An 18,239-nucleotide genomic window follows, 5' to 3' on the forward strand; every position below is an offset into this window, starting at 1 on the left:
ATAATACTGAAAAATAGTTGGCTTTTTGCCGACTCTGGATAGCTATAAAGCTGAAATCAAGGGAGGGTATGTTTATATTATGAGAAGCATTTCAATGGAGACTGTGGAGGCAAAGCGCGCTGAGATTCTGGCCACTTTGAAGGACAAAACGGCTACGCATGAGCAGAAGGTCACTTATCTGGCCCGTCATGCGGAAAATTTCCTGACCGTGCTGGACGAGCCGAAAGAGCTGGAGGAGCTGATGTATTGCGCCCAGGAGGACCGCTGCATCTGCAATCTGTTTGAGGGCGATGCGCCCTACCGGCCCCGCTACATCTGCCCGGACTACCCCAAATTCATGAAGGAGGGCAGTGCGTTCCTGCAGCTGGACCCCCCGAAGGATCTGTTTGAGGCCCTGAACAGCCTGCAGATCCTGTATCACAACGTGCCCAGCATCACCAACTATCCCGTTTACATCGGTGATCTGGACCTGCTGCTGGAGCCCTTCGTGCAGGATCTGGACGACGAGACCGTGAAGAAGGCGCTGCGCCTGTTCCTCACCAGTGTGGACCGCACTATCCTGGACTCCTTCTGCCATGCCAACATCGGCCCCACCATGACCCGCGCGGGCATGCTGCTGATGGAGGTTGAGGCTGAGCTGCAGAACGCCGTGCCCAACCTGACCATGCGTGTGAGCAAGGACACTCCGGATGAGTTTGTGGTGGCGGGCATCGAGTGTGCGCTGCGCTGCGCAAAGCCCAGTTTTGCCAACGACCGTATGTTCCGCAGCGAATTGGGCGATGATTACTGCATCGCCAGCTGCTACAACGGCCTGTACAAGGGCGGCGGATCTTACACCCTGTGCCGCCTGCTGCTGGCCGGTATCGCCAAGCGCAGCAAGAACATTCAGGACTTCAAGGAGAACCAGCTGCCCTACGTGATGGATGTGATGGCCCGCTACATGGATGCCCGGGTTCGCTTCCTGGTGGAGGAGAGCGGCTTCTTCGAGAGCAACTTCCTGGTGGAGGAAGGCCTGCTCCATCGCGAGCGCTTCAGCGCCATGTTCGGTCTGGTGGGCATGGCCGAGTGTGTGAACGACCTGCTGGCCAAAGAGGGCATCGAGGGCCGCTTCGGCCACAGCGAGACTGCGGACAAGCTGGGCGTGGAGATCATGGAGCAGATCAATGCCTTCTGCAACGCTCATCCCGCACCCTACTGCGAGGCCACCGGCGGCCATTACCTGCTGCATGCTCAGGTTGGTATGGACTACGACAAGAACAGCACTCCCGGCACCCGTATCCCCGTTGGTGAGGAGCCGGCCGAGCTGATCGACCATCTGAAGAATATCAACCTGTTCCACAAATACTTCATCTCCGGCGCAGGCGACATCTTCCCGGTGGATCTGACCGTTCACAAGAACCACAAGTTCCTGCTGGATGTGATCCGCGGCTCCTTCGATCTGGATATCCGCTACCTGAGCTTCTACGGCAGCGACAGTGATGTGATCCGCGTGACCGGCTATCTGGCCAAGCGCTCCGAGATCGAGAAGCTGGCCGAGGGCCACAACGTGCTGCTGAACACTACCGGCCTGGCCCTTGGCGCCACCCGCAACTGCCACGCTCAGGATCGTCGGGTGCGCTGATATGAAGGCGCTGGTAAATAAGATCATCCCGTTCAGTTCGGTGGACGGGCCGGGCAACCGTACCGCGATCTTTTTGCAGGGCTGCAACTTCAACTGCCTTTACTGCCATAACCCCGAGACCATCAATCAGTGTGTGAACTGCGGTCAGTGCGTAACGGTGTGCCCGGTGGGCGCGCTTTCCATGCAGGAGGGCAAGGTCTGCTACGATCACACCAAATGTGTGTTCTGTGACGCCTGCTTCAAGCAGTGCCCCAACAGCTCGTCGCCCCGTGTTCGCTCCCTGACTCCGGAAGAGGTCATGGTGGAGGTTCGCAAGAATGTACCGTTTATTCGGGGCATCACCGTTTCCGGCGGAGAATGCACCCGCTGGCGGGATTTTCTGGTGGAGCTGCTGAGCATTGCCAAGGCCGAGGGGCTGTCCACCCTGCTGGACAGCAACGGCAGCTATGACTTTTCCGCGGACCCGGAGCTGCTGGCTGTGACGGATGGAGTGATGCTGGACATCAAGGCATGGACCAGCGAGGACCACAAGGCCGTCACCGGGGTGGACAACACCCAGGTGCGGGCGAATCTGGAGTTTCTGGCCCAGGCGGGCAAGCTGGAGGAGCTGCGTACCGTAGTGGTGCCCGGCTTGTTTGACGCCGAGACCGCTGTGCGGGAGTCGTCGGCGGTAGCTGCCCCCTGGCAGGACAAACACCCCATGCGCTATAAAATCATCTGTTACCGTCCCATGGGCGTGCGGGAAAGCGAGAAGGAGCGCCTGCAGCAGCCCACGGCGGAATACCTGCAGCAGCTGGCCGATCTGGCCCGCGGCCAGGGCATCCGCGATGTGGTGATCACCTGATCGCCGCGATTATCCTGGAAAACAGGGCAGGGCATGCACCCTTCCCGGAACCGATGGGCGCCGCTTGTGAACCGGGCGGCGTCTGTCGGATATGAGACCGCTTTGCACTCCGCACGCAGGCCGATGACGCGGGCGGAGCGCAAGGTGAAAAGGAGGCTTATTTTTGCACAATCCAAACCTGGACCTGAACACCGTCGTGGTGGACATGCGGAACATCACCAAAAAATTCGGTGATTTTACCGCCAACGACGGCATCCAACTCACCGTGCACAAGGGTGAGATCCACGCCATCCTGGGCGAGAACGGCGCCGGTAAGAGCACGCTGATGAATCAGCTGTACGGCATGTATCCGCCCACCTCGGGTGAAATTTATATCAAGGGGCAGAAAATCCACATGGACAGCCCCAAAAAGGCCATCAGCGCCGGCATCGGCATGGTTCACCAGCACTTCATGCTGGTGCAGCCTTTCACCGTTACGCAGAACATCGTATTGGGCATGGAGCCTCAGAAGGGCATCATGCTGGATATGGCGACCGCCCGCAAGAATGTGGAAGCCATTTCCAAGAAATACGGCCTGGCGGTGGACCCCGACGCGAAGATCGAGGATATTTCCGTTGGCATGCAGCAGCGCGTGGAGATCCTGAAGGCGCTGTATCGCGGCGCGGAGATCCTGATTCTGGACGAACCCACCGCTTCGCTGACCCCCCAGGAGATCAGCGAGCTGATCGACATTATGCACAGCCTCACGGCGGACGGTAAGAGCATCATCCTCATCACCCACAAGTTGAAGGAGATCAAGGCCTCGGCTGATTTCTGCACCATCATCCGCATGGGTAAGTACATCAATACCGTGGAAGTGGACAAGGTGAGCGAGGACGACCTGGCCAGTATGATGGTGGGCCGCAACGTGAACTTCAAGGTGGACAAGCAGGAGCAGGAGCCCGGCGATGTGGTTCTGGATGTGAAGGACCTGCACGCGGTGGATTACCGTGGCGTGGAGATCCTGCGCGGCCTGAACCTGCAGGTGCGCAAGGGCCAGATCCTGGGCCTTGCGGGCATCGATGGCAACGGCCAGACCGAGCTGGTGGAATGCATCACCGGCCTGCGTAAGGCCACCAAGGGCTCCATCACTGTGAACGGCACCGACATCTTCAACAAATCGCCCCGCTACGGCTTCGAGCATGGCGTATCCAGCATTCCTGCAGACCGGCAGAAGCATGGTCTGGTGCTGGAGTTCAGTGTGGCTGACAACATGGTTCTGCAGAACTTTGCGGAGGACAAATACTCCAGCCACGGCATTCGTAAGATGGATGCGGTGAACAGCTTTACCCAGGAGGCCATTGAAAAGTTCGACATTCGCCCCCGCGACTGTCTGAACAAGCCTGCCGGCACTCTGTCCGGCGGTAACCAGCAGAAGGTCATCATCGCCCGCGAGGTCACCAACAACAAGGACCTGCTGATCGCGGTGAACCCCACCCGCGGCCTGGACGTGGGCGCCATTGAGTATGTGCACAAATACATCGTGGAGCAGCGCAACAAGGGCAAGGCCGTGCTGCTGGTATCCTTTGAGCTGGATGAGATCATCAGCCTTTCAGACGAGATCGACGTGATCTTTGACGGGCGGATCAACGGCAGTCTGCCCGGCAAAGATGCGGACGAAAATACCCTTGGCCTGTGGATGGCAGGAGGTAAGGCGGATGAATAAACTGGAAAAATTCCTGAACAGCAAGTTCCTGGTGACTTTGTTCTCGATCTTGCTGGGCTTTGTGGTGGGCGCACTGTTCCTGCTGCCCATGGGCATCAGCCCTGTTGAGGCCTATGCCAAGCTGTTTGACGGCGTGTTCGGCAGCGTGCGCAACATGGCCTACAGCGTTGTATATGCCACCCCGCTGATCTTCACCGGTCTGGCGGTGGCGTTCTCGTTCCGCACCGGCGTGTTCAACATCGGTGCCGAAGGTCAGTTCGTCATGGGCTCCATGGCGGCCTGTGTGGTGGGCATTCTGGTGCCCGCACCGGCGATCATTCTGGTTCCCCTGTGCTTTATCGCGGCACTGGCTGTGGGCGCGGTCTGGGGCCTGATCGTGGCGTTCCTGAAGGTCAAGTGGGGCATCAATGAGGTGCTCAGCATGATCATGTTCAACTGGATCGCCTTCTATCTGTCCAACTACATTGCGGATCTGCCCATGATCCACAACGAGGGCAATGCCGAGGCAACCAAGAATGTGCAGGATGCGGCCCGCATTCTGTTCCCTCAGGCCTGGCTGGACGCTCTGTGCCCTGCTTCCAACTGGGGTATCCTGCTGGCTGTGCTGGCTGTGATTCTGGTTTATGTGATCATCGAAAAGACCACCCTGGGCTATCAGCTGAAGGCGGTGGGCTTCAACCGCTCGGCTGCGGAATATGGCGGCATCAGCGTGAATAAATCCATTTACATCGCCATGGCCATTTCCGGCGCGCTGGCCGGCATGGGCGGCGCGATCCAGCTGCTGGGCATGGGCAGCCGTATCAGCATTTTCACCGCTCAGGAAAGCTTCGGCTTCCAGGGCATCAGTGTGGCGCTGATCGGCGCTTCCAATCCCATTGGCGTGTTCTTTGCCGGCCTGTTCTACGGTGCGCTGAAGTATGGCGGCTCCAAGCTGAACCTGATCGGTGCCCCGTCTGAGGTGATCAACATCATCATGGGTACGGTCGTGTTCTTCATCGCCATCTCCCATGTGTTCCGCTTTGTGAAAAAACGCAAGAACAACAAGAAGGGGGAGGCCTGAGCAATGGATCTGATCGTAAACAACCTTGGCATTATCATTTACGCCACCCTGCTGTTCACCCCTCCGCTGCTGTTCGCGGCTATGGGCTCCTGCTTCTCTGAGCTGAGCGGCGTGGTGAACATCGGTATCGAGGGCATGATGACCATCGGTGCCTTCGTGGGCGCGGCCACCGGCCATTACACCGGCAATCCCTGGCTGTCCTTTATCTGCGGCGGCCTGGCGGGTATGCTGTTCGGCGCGCTGCATGCGCTGGCCACTGTGAAGCTGAACGCAGACCAGACCATTTCCGGTACTGCCATCAACTTCCTGGCTCCCGGTGTGGCGGTGCTGATGGCGAAAGCGCTGTTCAATTCTTCCGATACGGCGCCTCTGGACTCCACCAGCAAGATTCCCACCCTGTTTGCCGATGCCTTCACCGGCGGCGGCGTGTGGAACAACTTTATGAAGAATGTGTTCTCCACCTATGCCACCACCTATCTGGTGTTCATCGTGCTGGTCATCGTGTGGTTTGTGTTCTACAAGACCCGCTACGGTCTGCGCCTGCGTGCCTGTGGCGAGCATCCCGAGACCTGTGATACTCTGGGCATCAACGTGATCCGCATGCGCTTCTCCGCCGTTTGCATCTCCGGCTTCCTGGCCGGTCTGGGCGGCGCCTGTGTGACCATGGCCACCATGAACCAGTTCCGTCCCACCTCCATCGTGGGCCAGGGCTTCATTGCCATCGCTGCCGTTATCTTCGGTAAGTTCCGTCCTCAGGGTGCCATGATTGCCTGTCTGCTGTTTGGCATGTGCTCCGGCATCCGCGTGGTCGTGGGCAGCAACGCGATGGTATCCGCTCAGCTGATTTCCATGATTCCCTATGTGGTCACCGTGGTTGTGCTGATTCTGTTCGTGGGTAAGGCTCATGTGCCTTCTGCAAACGGCAAGCCCTACGTGAAAGCAAAATAACAAGGAGGCTGCGGCCCTATGCGTATGTTTGATATTATCGCGAAAAAGCGCGATGGCGGCGTGTTGAGCCGCGAAGAGCTGGAATTTGCGGTGATGGGTTTCGTAAACGGCCAGGTGCCGGATTACCAGATGAGCGCCCTGCTCATGGCCATCTATCTGCGAGGCATGACCGAAAAGGAGACTGCTCAGCTCACCGATGTGATGGCTCATTCCGGCGACATGGTGGATCTTTCCGCCATCTCCGGCATCAAGGCCGATAAACACTCCACCGGCGGTGTGGGTGATAAGACCACTCTGGTCATCGCGCCCATCGTGGCTGCCTGCGGGGTGAAAATCGCCAAGATGAGCGGCCGTGGACTGGGCCACACCGGCGGCACGGTGGATAAGATGGAAGCCGTGCCCGGAACCCAGACCGCCGTGGATCGGGAGCGCTTTTTCGCTCAGGTGAATGAGATCGGCATCAGCGTGATCGGTCAGAGCGGTAACCTGGCTCCGGCGGACAAAAAGATGTACGCCCTGCGGGATGTGACCGCCACCATCGGCTGTGTACCGCTGATTGCCTCCTCCATTATGAGCAAGAAGCTGGCCGCCGGGTCTGACTGCATCCTGCTGGATGTGAAAACCGGCAACGGTGCCTTTATGAAGACACTGGACGATTCCATCGAGCTGGCAAAGGCCATGGTGAGCATCGGTCAGCACAACGGCCGCAAGGTGGCTGCTCTCATCACCGATATGGATACCCCGCTGGGTCACAACATCGGCAACAGCCTGGAGGTCATCGAGTCGGTGGAGGTGCTCAAGGGCCACGGTCCGGCAGACCTGACCGAGGTATGCTACCAGCTGGCTGCCAACATGCTGTATCTGGCGGGCAAAGGCTCGCTGGAGGACTGCCGCCGCATGGCGGAAGAGGCTGTTGCCAGCGGCGCGGCCTACGAGAAGCTCAAGCAGATGTTTGCCGCCCAGGGCGGCGATGTGTCGGTGCTGGACGACCCGGACAAGTTCCAGAAGGCAAAGTTCAGCCGGCCGCTGCTGGCAGCTGAGAGCGGCTATCTGGTACGGATGAACACCGAAATGGTGGGCAACGCCAGCGTCGGCCTGGGCGCGGGCCGCATCACCAAAGAGGATGTCATCGACTTTGCGGCAGGCATTGTGCTGCACAAAAAGACTGGCGACAAGGTGGAGGCGGGCGAATGCCTGGCCACCCTGTATGCGGATCAGGAAGAAAAGTTTGATGCAGCGGAAGAGATGTTCCGCGCAGCCCTCACCTTCGGTCCCGAGCCGGAGCCGGTGCCCGCACTGGTTATGGCCCGTGTGACTGAGGAAGGCGTGGAGCGGTTCTAAGCCTTATACGAAACGTAATAAAAAGACCCGGTTTTCCACCGGGTCTTTTTATTATCGCAAAAATGACTGTAAGCCGGTCAGACCTGGGGGAGTTTGGAGGCATCAACAGACTATACTCTCGAAGAGCTGTAGAGAGTCGTTCTTTGTACGTGCGGGCAGAAAAAGTGCGTATTCTATAAACTAATAGGAATATATCGGATTGAATAAACAAAGCGGAATTAAAAAACCGCCCGATATCATCAGCGTGACTGACGATATCGGGCGGTTTTGTTCTGTTTGCTTTTGGGGAGATCGGGGCAGGGGAGCCAGAATTACTTCAGCAGCTCACACACAGCCTGGGCATAGGCCACGGGGTCTTCGATGGGCATGCCTTCAATGAGCAGGGCCTGATTGTACAGGATATTCGCGTACTTGCCCAGCTTTTCGGTTTCGCCGTTTGCCTGCAGGTTCTTCAGAGTTTCGAATACAGGATGAGAAGCGTTCAGCTCCAGCACCTTCTCGCTCTTGGGGGCGGGCATGTCGCCGCTGTTGGGCATGGAGCTCAGAACCTTCTCCATCTCCAGGCTCAGAGGACCTTCGCTGGCGATGCAGACCGGGTGGCTCTTCAGACGGGTGGACAGGCGCACCGCAGTGACCTTGCCGTCCAGTGCGGTCTTCATGGCCTCGAACAGGTCCTTGTTGGCCTCGCTGGCCTCCTCGGCGGCCTTCTTCTCCTCTTCGGATTCCAGCCCCAGATCGCCGCTGGAAATGTTCTTGAACTCCTTCTCCTTGTCTTTCTCGCCGTAGTGACGCAGCATCTGCAGGCAGAATTCATCCACATCCTCGGTGAGCAGCAGCAGGTCATAGCCCTTGTCCAGCACCAGCTCAGCGGCGGGCAGCTTGGCCAGACGCTCGGTGGAATCGCCGGCAGCGTAGTAGATGTACTTCTGCTCCTCAGGCATCTTGTCCACATATTCCTGCAGGCTGATCAGCTTGTTTTCCTTGGCGCTGTGGAAGAGAAGCAGATCCTTCAGCAGGTCGCTGTTGGCGCCGTAGCCCTCGTAGCAGCCAAACTTCAGCTGACGGCCGAAGCTCTTGAAGAACTCGTCGTACTTCTCACGGTCGTTGTTCTTCATGGCGTTCAGTTCGTTCTTGATCTTCTTTTCCAGGCTGTTGCGGATCAGCTTGAGCTGGCCGTCTTTCTGCAGCATCTCACGGCTGATGTTCAGGCTCAGGTCCTGGCTGTCCACAATGCCTTTCACGAAGCTGAAGTGGTCGGGCAGCAGGTCGGCGCATTTGTCCATGATCAGCACGCCGGAGGCGTACAGCTGCAGACCCTTCTCGTAGTCTCGGCTGTAGTAGTTGAAGGGAGCGTGGCCGGGGATGAAGAGCAGAGCGTTATAGGTGGCAGTGCCTTCGGTGCGGCTCACGATCACCCGGGCGGGATCTGTGAAATCGTAGAATTTATCCTTGTAGAACTGGTTGTACTCCTCGTCGGTCACGTCGCTCTTGCTGCGCTTCCACAGGGGAACCATGCTGTTCAGGGTCTCCAGTTCAGTGTAGGTCTCGTATTCGGTCTTGTAATCCTCACCGGCATCGGCGGGGCGCTCCTTGGCGCGGGTCTTCTCCCGCTCCATGCGGATGGGGTAGCGCACATAGTCGCTGTACTTCTTCACGATGTGCACCAGGTTGTATTCGTCCAGGAACTCGTCGTAGTTCTCGTTCTCGGCATTCTCCTTGATCACCATGATGATCTTGGTGCCCACGTCTTCCTTGTCGGCCTCGGTGATGGTGTAGCCCTCAGCACCGGTGCTCTCCCACTGCCAGGCGGTGTCGCTGCCGAAGGCGCGGCTGATCACGGTGACCCGGCTGGCCACCATGAAGGCGGAATAGAAGCCCACGCCGAACTGACCGATAATGTCGATGTCCTCGGCTTTGTTGTCCTTCTTGAAGTCCAGGCTGCCGCTGCGGGCGATGGTGCCCAGGTTTTCCTCCAGCTCTTCCTTGGTCATGCCGATGCCGTTATCGGTCAGGGTCAGGGTGCGGTTTGCCTTGTCCAGCTCCAGCAGGATCTGATAATCCTCTTTTTTGGTGGTAACGGCGTGGTCGGTCAGGCTCTTGAAATAGAGCTTGTCGATGGCGTCGCTGGCGTTGGAGATCAATTCGCGCAGGAAGATCTCCTTGTTGGAGTAGATGGAATGGATCATCATATCCAGCAGTTTTTTGCTTTCGGCCTTAAATTCTTTCACAGCCATGATTGAACGCTCCCTTTTATGAAAAGTTATTGTAAAACAAAAAAGATTAGCACTCGTTATGATTGAGTGCTAATCTAATATACACCTTTTTGAAGAAAACTGCAAGAGGGTTCACAAAAAGTTTAAAACTCCTTGCGGCTGTAGATGCGGGTGGCAAGGGCCCAGCAAATCAGGTATACCGCGATGCAGCCCACCGGCATCACCACAGCCCAGCCCCAGACGGCCAGATCCCCCAGAAACAGCGTTTGCAGCAGGGGAGGCAGTGCCATATCCTGCAGCAGATCCAGTTTGCCCAGTACCATCACGCAGCCGAACAGCGCCGCCGCAACCAGCAGCACTGCGGTGCGGGCCTTTTCCACGCCGTATTTGTAGGAAAGCACCAGCGAAATGCCGAAGTAGGCAAGGCAGACAAAGGAAAACGCAAGCAGGCTAAGCAGGTTTTCCATCAAAGGTTCGCCCTTCAGCAAAGCCAGCAGACCGCACAGCAGTGTGCCGATGGCAAAGCTGATGAGCAGCGCAAGGGTGATGAGGATGAACTTGGCCCCCACGAGCTGGCGCTTGCTTACCGGCAGGCTGGCGGCGTACAGGTCCCATTTGGAATAGTTGTCGATGGTCAAACCGCTCAGAATGTAGAAGCCGGAGATCCAGGCGAAGAAAAACACCATGAAAGTGAAGTCCATCGCCAGAGCCATAGCGCTGTAAAGCACCAGGACCAGGGCAAGGTTTTTGTGGTACGCATGCCAGAGAATGAAGAAGTCTTTTTTCAGCAGGCCGATCATTGTGCATCCCTCCCGGTATAAAACTGCATGATGTCCTCGATGCTGGCCCGGTCGATCACCGCATCCGGCAGAGCCCGGCGGGCGGCGGCCGCGTCGCTGACCAGCGTCTCACAGGTGAAGCCCGTCTTGCGGGTGGCCACCTTGATCCGGCTGTCCAGCGCCTCCAGCTGCTCCGGGCTGCAGCGCAGAATGCCGTATTTTTCCAGCAGCTCGTCCCGGTCCATCTGGAACAGCAGCCGCCCCTTGTGCAGATAGGCGATGGAATCCGCCACCTTTTCCAGATCGCTGGTGATGTGGCTGCTCATCAGAACGCTGTGGTTTTCGTCCTGGATGTAGTCCCGCAGGTAGTCCAGCACCTCGCCGCGCACCACCGGGTCCAGACCGCTGGTGGCTTCATCCAGAATCAGCAGCCGGGGCTTGTGGGCCAGGGCGGTGGCCAGCTGGAACTTCATCCGCATGCCCTTGCTCATATCCTTGATGAGCTTTTTCTCCGGCAGCTGGTAGGCCTCCAGCAGCCGGGCAAATTCGGCGCAGTCCCAGCCGGGCTGCAGGCTCTTCATGATGCTGTTCACCTGGCGGGGCGTGAGTGTCTCATAAAAGAAGGAATCCTCCATCACCACGCCGATCTGGGATTTGTCCAGCCGGTTGGGGTCGGTGCAGCCCAGCACCTCAATGCTGCCACCGTCGGTACGGATGGCCCCGAAGATAGCCTTCAGTGTGGTGGTTTTGCCCGCGCCGTTTTCACCCACAAAGCCCACGATGGTGCCGGTGGGCACGGTCAGGTCCAGATTCTCCAGCGAAAAATCCTTGTAATGTTTGCACAGGCCGCGGATGCAGATTGCGTTTTCCATAGGATCAGTCTCCCTCCAACAACAGGTTCAATGTTGCCAGCACCTCCGCCTTGCTGATGCCCCCGGCCAGCGCGGTGTCCACCGCCTGCTGCAGGTATCCCTCCATCTTTTTCAGGGTCTCCTCCCGGTGCAGCTCCATGTTCTGGAGTGCAACGAAGCAGCCCTTGCCGGGCACCGTATTGATGAACCCGGCCTTTTCCAGGTCCTCATAGGCCCGTTTGGTGGTGATCACGCTGATGCGCAGCTCCTTGGCCAGCAGCCGGATGCTGGGCAGCGCCTCACCCTCCTTGAGCCTGCCGTCAAAAATGGCGGCGCGGATCTGGTCGGTGATCTGGGCATAGATCGGCTTTGGGCTGGAATTGCTGATGTAGATCTCCATCAGTCTTCCTCGCTTTTCCTTTAATTTATCAGACTGTACATATCTGATATATACAGTATATACGCTTATATACACAGTTGTCAAGGCTCCGGAGAAAAAATCTGAAAAAAGCGCAAAAATCACCCGGTTGGATAAGAGCATGATACAATTTTGATACGAACTGCAGATATCATCAAAGCACAGGGCGGGCATCCGCACTGGAACAGAGAAAAGAGGAACCCCAATGAATCCCATTTTGATTGTTGACGATGAACGCCCCATTGCCGAGCTGATCGAGCTTACCCTGTTGCAGGCGGGCTACCAGTGCGAGATCGCGCTGGACGGCGATACTGCCGCGGATAAGATCGAGACCGGCCGGTACGATCTGATTTTGCTGGACATCATGCTGCCGGGTGTCGATGGCTATGAGCTGATGGAATACGTGCGACCCACCGGAACGCCGGTGATCTTCCTGACCGCTAAGGGCATGCTGGCAGACCGGGTGCGGGGCCTGCGCATGGGAGCGGACGATTATATCGTGAAGCCCTTCGAGCCGCTGGAGCTGCTGGCCCGGGTGGAAAGTGTGCTGCGCCGGGCAGGACGGGGCGGCGGGGTGCTGCGGGCCTTTGACATTGTGGTGGACCCGGTGGCCCGCCGGGTGGAAAAAGGCGGTATACCGGTGGCCCTCACGCCCAGGGAGTTTGATTTGCTGGTGCTGCTTCTGCGCAACCAGGGCATTGCCCTCTACCGGGATGTGATGTACGAGCGGGTGTGGGGCGGCGAGGAGGAAGCGGGCAGCCGCACGCTGGATCTGCACATCCAGCGTCTGCGCAAAAAGCTGGGCCTTGCAGATAAGATCAAGACGGTGTATAAAATCGGTTATTTACTGGAGGTGGAAACGTGAAACTGGCAGCCAAACTGACATTTGCCATCCTGCTGCTGTTGGCGCTTTTGTTGAATCTGGGGGCGGCCTGGCTGATCGGCAGCGGATTTTCCGCCCAGCTGCGGGCGGCGGCGCAGCAGAATGCGGCCGCACATCGGGCGGAGTGCTATCAGCTGCAAAAGGAAATGATTGAAAACCCGGACCTGGAGACCCAGTCCCCACTGGTGACCCGATACGGGCAGCAGCGCATCGCGCAGACAGGGGAAGGGCTGGCCATCCTCAGCGAAGAGGGAGCCTTCCTCTATTCCGGTATCGGAATGGTGAATGGCTGGCAGCCGGTGCTGCGGGCAGTGGATGCAGGAGCGGACGAAATGACCTACGCCAAAGAGGGGGCAAACATCTGGCAGCTGTTTGCAAGCCCGGTGCAGTGGCAGGGGAGAACCTTGTGGCTGGTGAGCAGCTGCGATGTGAGCGAGGTGTTCCGGCTGCGGAACCAGCAGCTGGCGGGGTTTGCCCGCCTGGAAGTGCTTGCCTTTGCCGGGGTGGCGCTGGTGGTGTGGGCGGTGAGCCGCCGCCTGACCCGGCCGCTGAAAGCCTTGGAGGAATCCGCACGGGCCATCGCGGCGGGCTCCTACGACCGGCGAACCGGCATGACCGGAACCGATGAGGTGGCCAGCCTTGCCGCCAGCTTTGATGTCATGGCCGAGGCGGTGGAGCAGCGGGCGCGGCAGCTGGATCTGGCGGTGCACCAGCGAGAGGACTTTGTGAGCGCCTTTACCCATGAGTTGAAAACTCCCATGACCAGTATGCTGGGCTATGCGGATCTGCTGCGCAGCGCCGAGGTGAAGCCGGAGCTGCGCCAGCGGGCGGCAAATTACATTTATCACGAGACAAAACGGCTGGAAGCATTGAGCGCCAAGCTGATGACCTTCATGACGCTGGACCCGGAGCATAAAACGTTGGAGCTGCGCCCGGTTTCGCTGGCGGCGCTGGCGGAAAAGACCGCCCGCGCTCTGCCCGCAGAATGCCCGATCCGGCTGTGCTGGCAGGGCTTTGAAACAGGCTGTGTTCTGGGAGACGAGGAGCTGCTCACTGCGCTGCTGGAAAATCTGATCAGCAACGGAATGCGGGCCGAGCCGAAGGACGGCAGGATACACATTGCCGCTTGCTGGGAAGGCAGTCAGATGGAGATCACGGTGCGTGACCGGGGCCGGGGAATCCCGCAGACAGAGCTGGAACGCATCACCGAGCCATTCTATATGGTGGATAAATCCCGCGCCAGAGCCCAGAACGGCAGTGGTTTCGGTCTGGCACTCTGCGATCGCATTGCCCGGCTGCACGGCACCCGGCTGGAATTTGAGAGCCAGCCCGGAGAGGGCACAACGGTACGATTTACATTAAAGGAGGCGGCGGGATGAGCAAAAAACAGCGAATCAAAACGAGCCTGTTCTGCGCCGGAGCATTGCTGCTGGTGCTGGCCTGTATGGGGTTGCCCTCTGCCTTCTGTGTCATGCAGCAGGCAAGGCTGCTGCAAACCAGCCATTCCCGCCCGGCGGAAGAAAATGCCCTTTCCAGCCAGGGGCGGGAGAACGCGCTGGCAAAGCTTCTGTATGACCGGCAGTTCCTGGCGGGCAGCACGCCGGAATGGGATTCCAACGGCTGGCAGGTGTTGGAGCAAACCGAAGAGGGACAGATGAATTCGATTGGCGCAGCACTGGAACAATTGCGAAAAGCAGGCCTGCTGGATGAAACGCAAACTGCGGCAGCGTATGCGCTGCTTGAAACCGAACAACCCGATGCCTGCAAAAATGCTATGCGGGATACGGCGGGCTTTGTGCGCTATGAGTGGAGCACAGAGGCCGACAGCCTTCTGCTGGAGCTGGGCCCCGGTGAAGAAGTGGTGCGGCTGCGATGGAGTGTTGGCGGGCAGCTGCGGGCAGCTGAGCTGTTGGAGGAATACAAACGATTTTTGAACGTGACAGAATTTACCGACTGGCAGGATCTTTCCAGTGAGGACGGCCATCTTGCCGCTGCCTATTCCCCGGCGGCGCAGCTGTATGTGTATGCATCGGACAAGGGCGGTACAGAGCTTGGCGCAGAGCACAAAACGCCGGAACAGATCGCCACGGCAATGAAAGACAAGAAGGAGGGAACGGCATGAACTGCATAACAAAAACGACGGCGCTGGCATTGAGCCTTCTGCTGCTGGCAGGCTGCGGCATACAGCCCGCTCAAAGCGAAGTGTTCACAGAAGCGACAGCGCAGCCCACAGTGAAGAGTGCATTGTACCAGACCGGCGGAAGCAGAGGGGTGGACTGGAGCATCAAAGGCGAGAATGCCTTCACCGTGGCCCGAAGTGGACAGGGGGCCTTTCTGCAGGCCATCGACCTGACCGATGGCAGCTGTACACCGCTCTGTTCGCAGCGGGAATGCCCCCACAGCGGCGCGGATTGTCCGGCCTGGGTGGAAGAGCAGGGCACGCTGCCCTATGTGAACTGCCTGGAAAACGGCGATCTGGTCTTATATTATCTGACCAATAAGGCGCTGGGCGGCAAAGCAGCCGTGGAGCTGCGGGCAGCGGACGGCACCCTGATTCAGGCGCCCATAGCCTTGCCGGAGGAAGGGCAGGGCTGGTCTCCTTCCGGATTTTACAGCGACGGTAAAGATTTATATGTGGTGCGGGAGGATCGGTGGTACCAGTCCGGCTGGCTGCCTCTGTATCGGCTGTACCGCATCCATACGCAGGCGGACGATGCGTTCGGAAGTATGGAGGAAGCAGCAAGCTGGCAGCTGGAAAATACCTCGATCCTCACCGGGCAGACCACCGGAAACGGATTGCTGGTTTGTCAACTGACCGATGGTGGGCAGATTCTCAGCGAACTGCTGTGGAATGGAGAAATACGCACCATCCGCCGGGCGCAGCCCCAGCAGATGTTCTGGACAGCCCAATATTCCGGCAGCCTGGAACCGGAGCCTACCATCTGTTTGTACGACAGTGTGAGCGGCTGGCTGGAACGGCTGGACTCTGCCACGGGTGAGAGCGTGCAGATCGCTGAATTGGAAACGGGGCTTTCGCTGGTGGGAACACCGTTCTGGCTGGAGGATACATTATATGTAGGGATGTTACGGGAAGGCGGAGCAGAGCAGGCGCTCGCTATCCATGAAGATGGAACCGTGGAGCCGATTGTCCGCCAGACCAGCCGGAACGGAACAATTGGTCCGGCGGTTCCGTTGGCCGTGATTGGGGACAGGCTGCTGGTGCAGCTGAACGAAACCATGGTGGAAACCAGTTACCGGGATAAGGACGGAAAACTGGTCTCCGACCAGACCAGTGAATTCCGTTACGGCCTGTTCACACCGGAGCAGTATATGGCGAACGATGCGGAATGTCTGCCCATTCAAGGGGCATTTTGAGGAGTGAGAAACGATGAAAAAGCATATCCAAGCAACGGCATTGGCGGTTAGCCTGCTGCTGATAGTCGGCTGCGGCACCGCCCGGAGCCAAAGCGAGCCAATCCCGGCAGCGGAGCAGGCCAATGTGGAACAGACCCTGGGGGGACTGCATTTTGCGCAATCCAGTCAGGGGGACGGAAGTGTTTGGATCGTGTCCGGCGATCAGGCATTTCTGGCGGGCGGACGGCAGATCGACGGGGGATGCCTTCTGCAATCGGTGGATTTAACAACCGGGCAGCGGACGGTTTTGTGCGGTAAAGCGGGCTGTGCACATTCCGACCGGGACTGCGATGCATGGCTGCGCAGGGATGGATTCATTCAGATGACGGAGACGGAGTCGGGGCAGCTGGCGCTGTTCTGGCAGATCGATGGCGAAGCGTCGGTGGAGCTGCGGGACCTGAGCGGAAAGGTGCTCCGTTCGCAGACAAAGATTTCCGCATTGCCGGTGAGCGGACCCGTGTATCGGGACGGGGGCAGTTTGTACTATATGTGCAGCGCCGAGCAATACCAGAATTTGTGGCGGGTGAATGTGGAGGACTCCGAGCGGTTCGGCCAGTGCGAAGAGGTTTGTCGCTGGCAGTTGGCGGAGAATCCGTACCCGCTGCTTTATACAGAGAATGGCATTGTGGTGGAACAGACCAGCGGTACCGGAGAAGAGGAAAATCAGGGGACGACCTGCCTGTATCTGCTGCGCTGGGAGAACACGGTGCAGAAGATTTTTGAGCAGGATCTGGCTCAGGGCATGATCTGGAAAGCGGAAGGAGATACGGCATTGTTTGCGTATCAGCGGGCAAGCGGAATGCTGGAGCAAATTAATCCGGCCGATGGTACACGGACGGAATTTGCGCAGGTGCAGCCGGGCATTCGATATGCAAACCCGGTCCATCTGACTCAGGGCCGATTGATCTATAGCTGGAATGACGGCGAAGCCCATGGGCAGAGCTGGGTGGAGCAGAATGGCCAGCCGGTGGAGATCAAGGCTCTTTCCCGCGGTCACAATGGGGGTGTAACGGATGTCATTGCGCTGCAGGCGTTGGGAAACGGACGTCTTCTGGCGGATCTGGGAGATCTGGAATATCCCATAACGGAAACCGGTACGGACGGCAAGGTCTTTTCCATGAATACCAGCGAACGGCTGTATGGTATTTTCACACTGGATGAGTATTGTCAGGGTGGAAAGGAGTATCTGCCGGTTCAGGCGGAAGCGGAATTCTGACAAAAAAACAGCCCGCCGGGTAGCGCATGCAGAACGCGTTACCCGGCGGGCTGTTGATTTTAATAAAGGTTACCGGCCCAGCAGCTTGTCCAGCTTTACCTTAAGAGGGGTATAGCCGTTTTTGGCATCGGAGGTGAAATCGGAGGCAACCTCCCACTTCCAGCGCTGATTGTCGAAGTAGAGCACATCACCCTCCTGTCCGGTCAGGGCCTTGGGCAGAGCGTTGGGGTCCACCAGCGGGTTAAAGGGCTGCTGGTAGCTGAGCACGCCCTCCGGCGAGATGCTGGCCCATACTCCGAATACGAAGCAGGCGCCTTCGCCGTAGCAGAAGCGCTCAAAGCGGACCTTGCCGTCGTAGTAGAACGAAAGGCAGTCACGGAATTTGTTCAGGTATTCCTTTTCGTAGCGGCGGCCGCAGTTTGCACCCGCCAGCTGTTTGGCAGAAATGTTCATGGCAGTTTCCCTTCCCGCTGCCGGGCCGCCAACAGGCGGCAGAGCAGGCGGCGTGTATTTCCTTTATTATAACAGGTTTAGGCTTCTGCCGCCAGAAAAAGGGGGCAAAAAGAGAGCAAAATAAGACGAAAAAACGAGTTCGAAAAAATTTGAAAAAATGTGAAAAAAGCTGTTGACATTTCTCTTTTCATGACGTATAATAAACAACGTCGCTGATGCGGCAACGCAAAGATGGCCCGGTAGTTCAGTTGGTTAGAACGCTAGCCTGTCACGCTAGAGGTCGTGGGTTCGAGCCCCATCCGGGTCGCCATCTTGCTGCTATAGCTCAGTCGGTAGAGCGCATCCTTGGTAAGGATGAGGTCAGCAGTTCAAATCTGCTTAGCAGCTCCATGGTAGAGCCCTTTCGGAATTTGCCGAAAGGGCTCATTTTTTGCCTTGAGACAGAGTGCTTTCTGTCCCGAAAGCGGGACAGAAAAAAGTGTAAAAAAATCGA

Annotated in this window: 16 protein-coding genes and 2 tRNA genes; 13 read left to right on the top strand and 5 right to left on the bottom strand. The window is 58.0% G+C overall.

Annotated features, from left to right (window positions below):
* The first annotated feature begins 79 nt into the window (after window positions 1-79).
* From B5F28_RS06760 to B5F28_RS06785, 6 genes are all read left to right on the top strand, one after another.
* The gene (locus B5F28_RS06760) at window positions 80-1,621 is read left to right on the top strand and encodes a YjjI family glycine radical enzyme (protein ID WP_087294589.1); all 1,542 of its coding nucleotides are present in this window, start codon (window positions 80-82) and stop codon (window positions 1,619-1,621) included.
* A gap of 1 nt (window position 1,622) precedes the next feature.
* Entirely contained in the window at window positions 1,623-2,465 is an 843-nt protein-coding gene (locus tag B5F28_RS06765; protein ID WP_087294591.1) for a YjjW family glycine radical enzyme activase, read from the top strand.
* A 205-nt stretch (window positions 2,466-2,670) separates the two neighbouring features.
* Window positions 2,671-4,170, top strand: coding sequence for an ABC transporter ATP-binding protein (locus B5F28_RS06770; protein WP_087294778.1), 1,500 nt, complete (start codon window positions 2,671-2,673; stop codon window positions 4,168-4,170).
* The gene (locus tag B5F28_RS06775) at window positions 4,163-5,230 is read left to right on the top strand and encodes an ABC transporter permease (protein WP_087294593.1); all 1,068 of its coding nucleotides are present in this window, start codon (window positions 4,163-4,165) and stop codon (window positions 5,228-5,230) included. The genes B5F28_RS06770 and B5F28_RS06775 overlap by 8 nt, the downstream gene beginning before the upstream one ends.
* Before the next feature lie 3 nt (window positions 5,231-5,233).
* The gene (locus B5F28_RS06780; protein ID WP_087294595.1) at window positions 5,234-6,178 is read left to right on the top strand and encodes an ABC transporter permease; all 945 of its coding nucleotides are present in this window, start codon (window positions 5,234-5,236) and stop codon (window positions 6,176-6,178) included.
* An 18-nt stretch (window positions 6,179-6,196) separates the two neighbouring features.
* Window positions 6,197-7,519 (top strand): pyrimidine-nucleoside phosphorylase, encoded by a 1,323-nt coding sequence (locus tag B5F28_RS06785; protein ID WP_087294597.1) that lies wholly within the window; start codon window positions 6,197-6,199, stop codon window positions 7,517-7,519.
* 311 nt (window positions 7,520-7,830) lie between these two features.
* Here B5F28_RS06785 and htpG read toward each other — a convergent pair whose 3' ends face one another.
* The 4 genes from htpG to B5F28_RS06805 form a co-directional block, all read right to left on the bottom strand.
* Window positions 7,831-9,753, bottom strand: a complete 1,923-nt coding sequence (gene htpG / locus B5F28_RS06790) for a molecular chaperone HtpG (RefSeq protein WP_087294599.1) — start codon at window positions 9,751-9,753, stop codon at window positions 7,831-7,833.
* Window positions 9,754-9,875: 122 nt separating this feature from the next.
* A complete protein-coding gene (locus tag B5F28_RS06795) occupies window positions 9,876-10,532 on the bottom strand; it encodes an ABC-2 transporter permease (RefSeq protein WP_087294601.1) in 657 nt (218 codons plus the stop codon).
* Window positions 10,529-11,383 carry an ABC transporter ATP-binding protein gene (locus B5F28_RS06800; RefSeq protein ID WP_087294604.1) on the bottom strand — a complete coding sequence of 285 codons (855 nt, stop codon included), beginning with the start codon at window positions 11,381-11,383 and terminating at the stop codon, window positions 10,529-10,531. Before B5F28_RS06800 ends, B5F28_RS06795 begins: the two co-directional genes overlap by 4 nt.
* A 4-nt stretch (window positions 11,384-11,387) precedes the next feature.
* Window positions 11,388-11,762 carry a GntR family transcriptional regulator gene (locus tag B5F28_RS06805; RefSeq protein ID WP_087294606.1) on the bottom strand — a complete coding sequence of 125 codons (375 nt, stop codon included), beginning with the start codon at window positions 11,760-11,762 and terminating at the stop codon, window positions 11,388-11,390.
* A 223-nt stretch (window positions 11,763-11,985) separates the two neighbouring features.
* Between B5F28_RS06805 and B5F28_RS06810 the strand changes: the two genes are divergently transcribed.
* Genes B5F28_RS06810 through B5F28_RS06830 form a run of 5 tightly spaced genes read left to right on the top strand, consistent with a single transcriptional unit; the run spans window position 11,986 to window position 17,293 of the window.
* On the top strand, window positions 11,986-12,645 hold the full coding sequence (locus B5F28_RS06810; protein ID WP_087294608.1) for a response regulator transcription factor: 660 nt from the start codon (window positions 11,986-11,988) through the stop codon (window positions 12,643-12,645).
* Complete coding sequence (locus B5F28_RS06815; protein ID WP_087294611.1) at window positions 12,642-14,042, top strand: sensor histidine kinase; 1,401 nt, start codon at window positions 12,642-12,644, stop codon at window positions 14,040-14,042. Before B5F28_RS06810 ends, B5F28_RS06815 begins: the two co-directional genes overlap by 4 nt.
* Entirely contained in the window at window positions 14,039-14,785 is a 747-nt protein-coding gene (locus B5F28_RS06820; protein WP_087294613.1) for a hypothetical protein, read from the top strand. The genes B5F28_RS06815 and B5F28_RS06820 overlap by 4 nt, the downstream gene beginning before the upstream one ends.
* On the top strand, window positions 14,782-16,038 hold the full coding sequence (locus B5F28_RS06825; protein ID WP_087294615.1) for a hypothetical protein: 1,257 nt from the start codon (window positions 14,782-14,784) through the stop codon (window positions 16,036-16,038). Before B5F28_RS06820 ends, B5F28_RS06825 begins: the two co-directional genes overlap by 4 nt.
* A 13-nt stretch (window positions 16,039-16,051) precedes the next feature.
* Window positions 16,052-17,293: a hypothetical protein gene (locus tag B5F28_RS06830; RefSeq protein WP_087294617.1), complete on the top strand. Its 1,242-nt coding sequence runs from the start codon at window positions 16,052-16,054 to the stop codon at window positions 17,291-17,293.
* A 69-nt stretch (window positions 17,294-17,362) separates the two neighbouring features.
* Here the strand turns inward: B5F28_RS06830 and B5F28_RS06835 are convergent, their stop codons facing one another.
* Entirely contained in the window at window positions 17,363-17,746 is a 384-nt protein-coding gene (locus B5F28_RS06835; protein WP_087294620.1) for a hypothetical protein, read from the bottom strand.
* 233 nt (window positions 17,747-17,979) lie between these two features.
* Between B5F28_RS06835 and B5F28_RS06840 the strand changes: the two genes are divergently transcribed.
* Window positions 17,980-18,056, top strand: a tRNA-Asp gene (locus B5F28_RS06840).
* Window positions 18,057-18,060: 4 nt separating this feature from the next.
* Window positions 18,061-18,136 (top strand) — tRNA-Thr (locus B5F28_RS06845).
* Window positions 18,137-18,239 lie beyond the last annotated feature (103 nt).

Source organism: Gemmiger sp. An194 (assembly GCF_002160145.1).
Classification (GTDB): Bacteria; Bacillota; Clostridia; order Oscillospirales; family Ruminococcaceae; genus Allofournierella.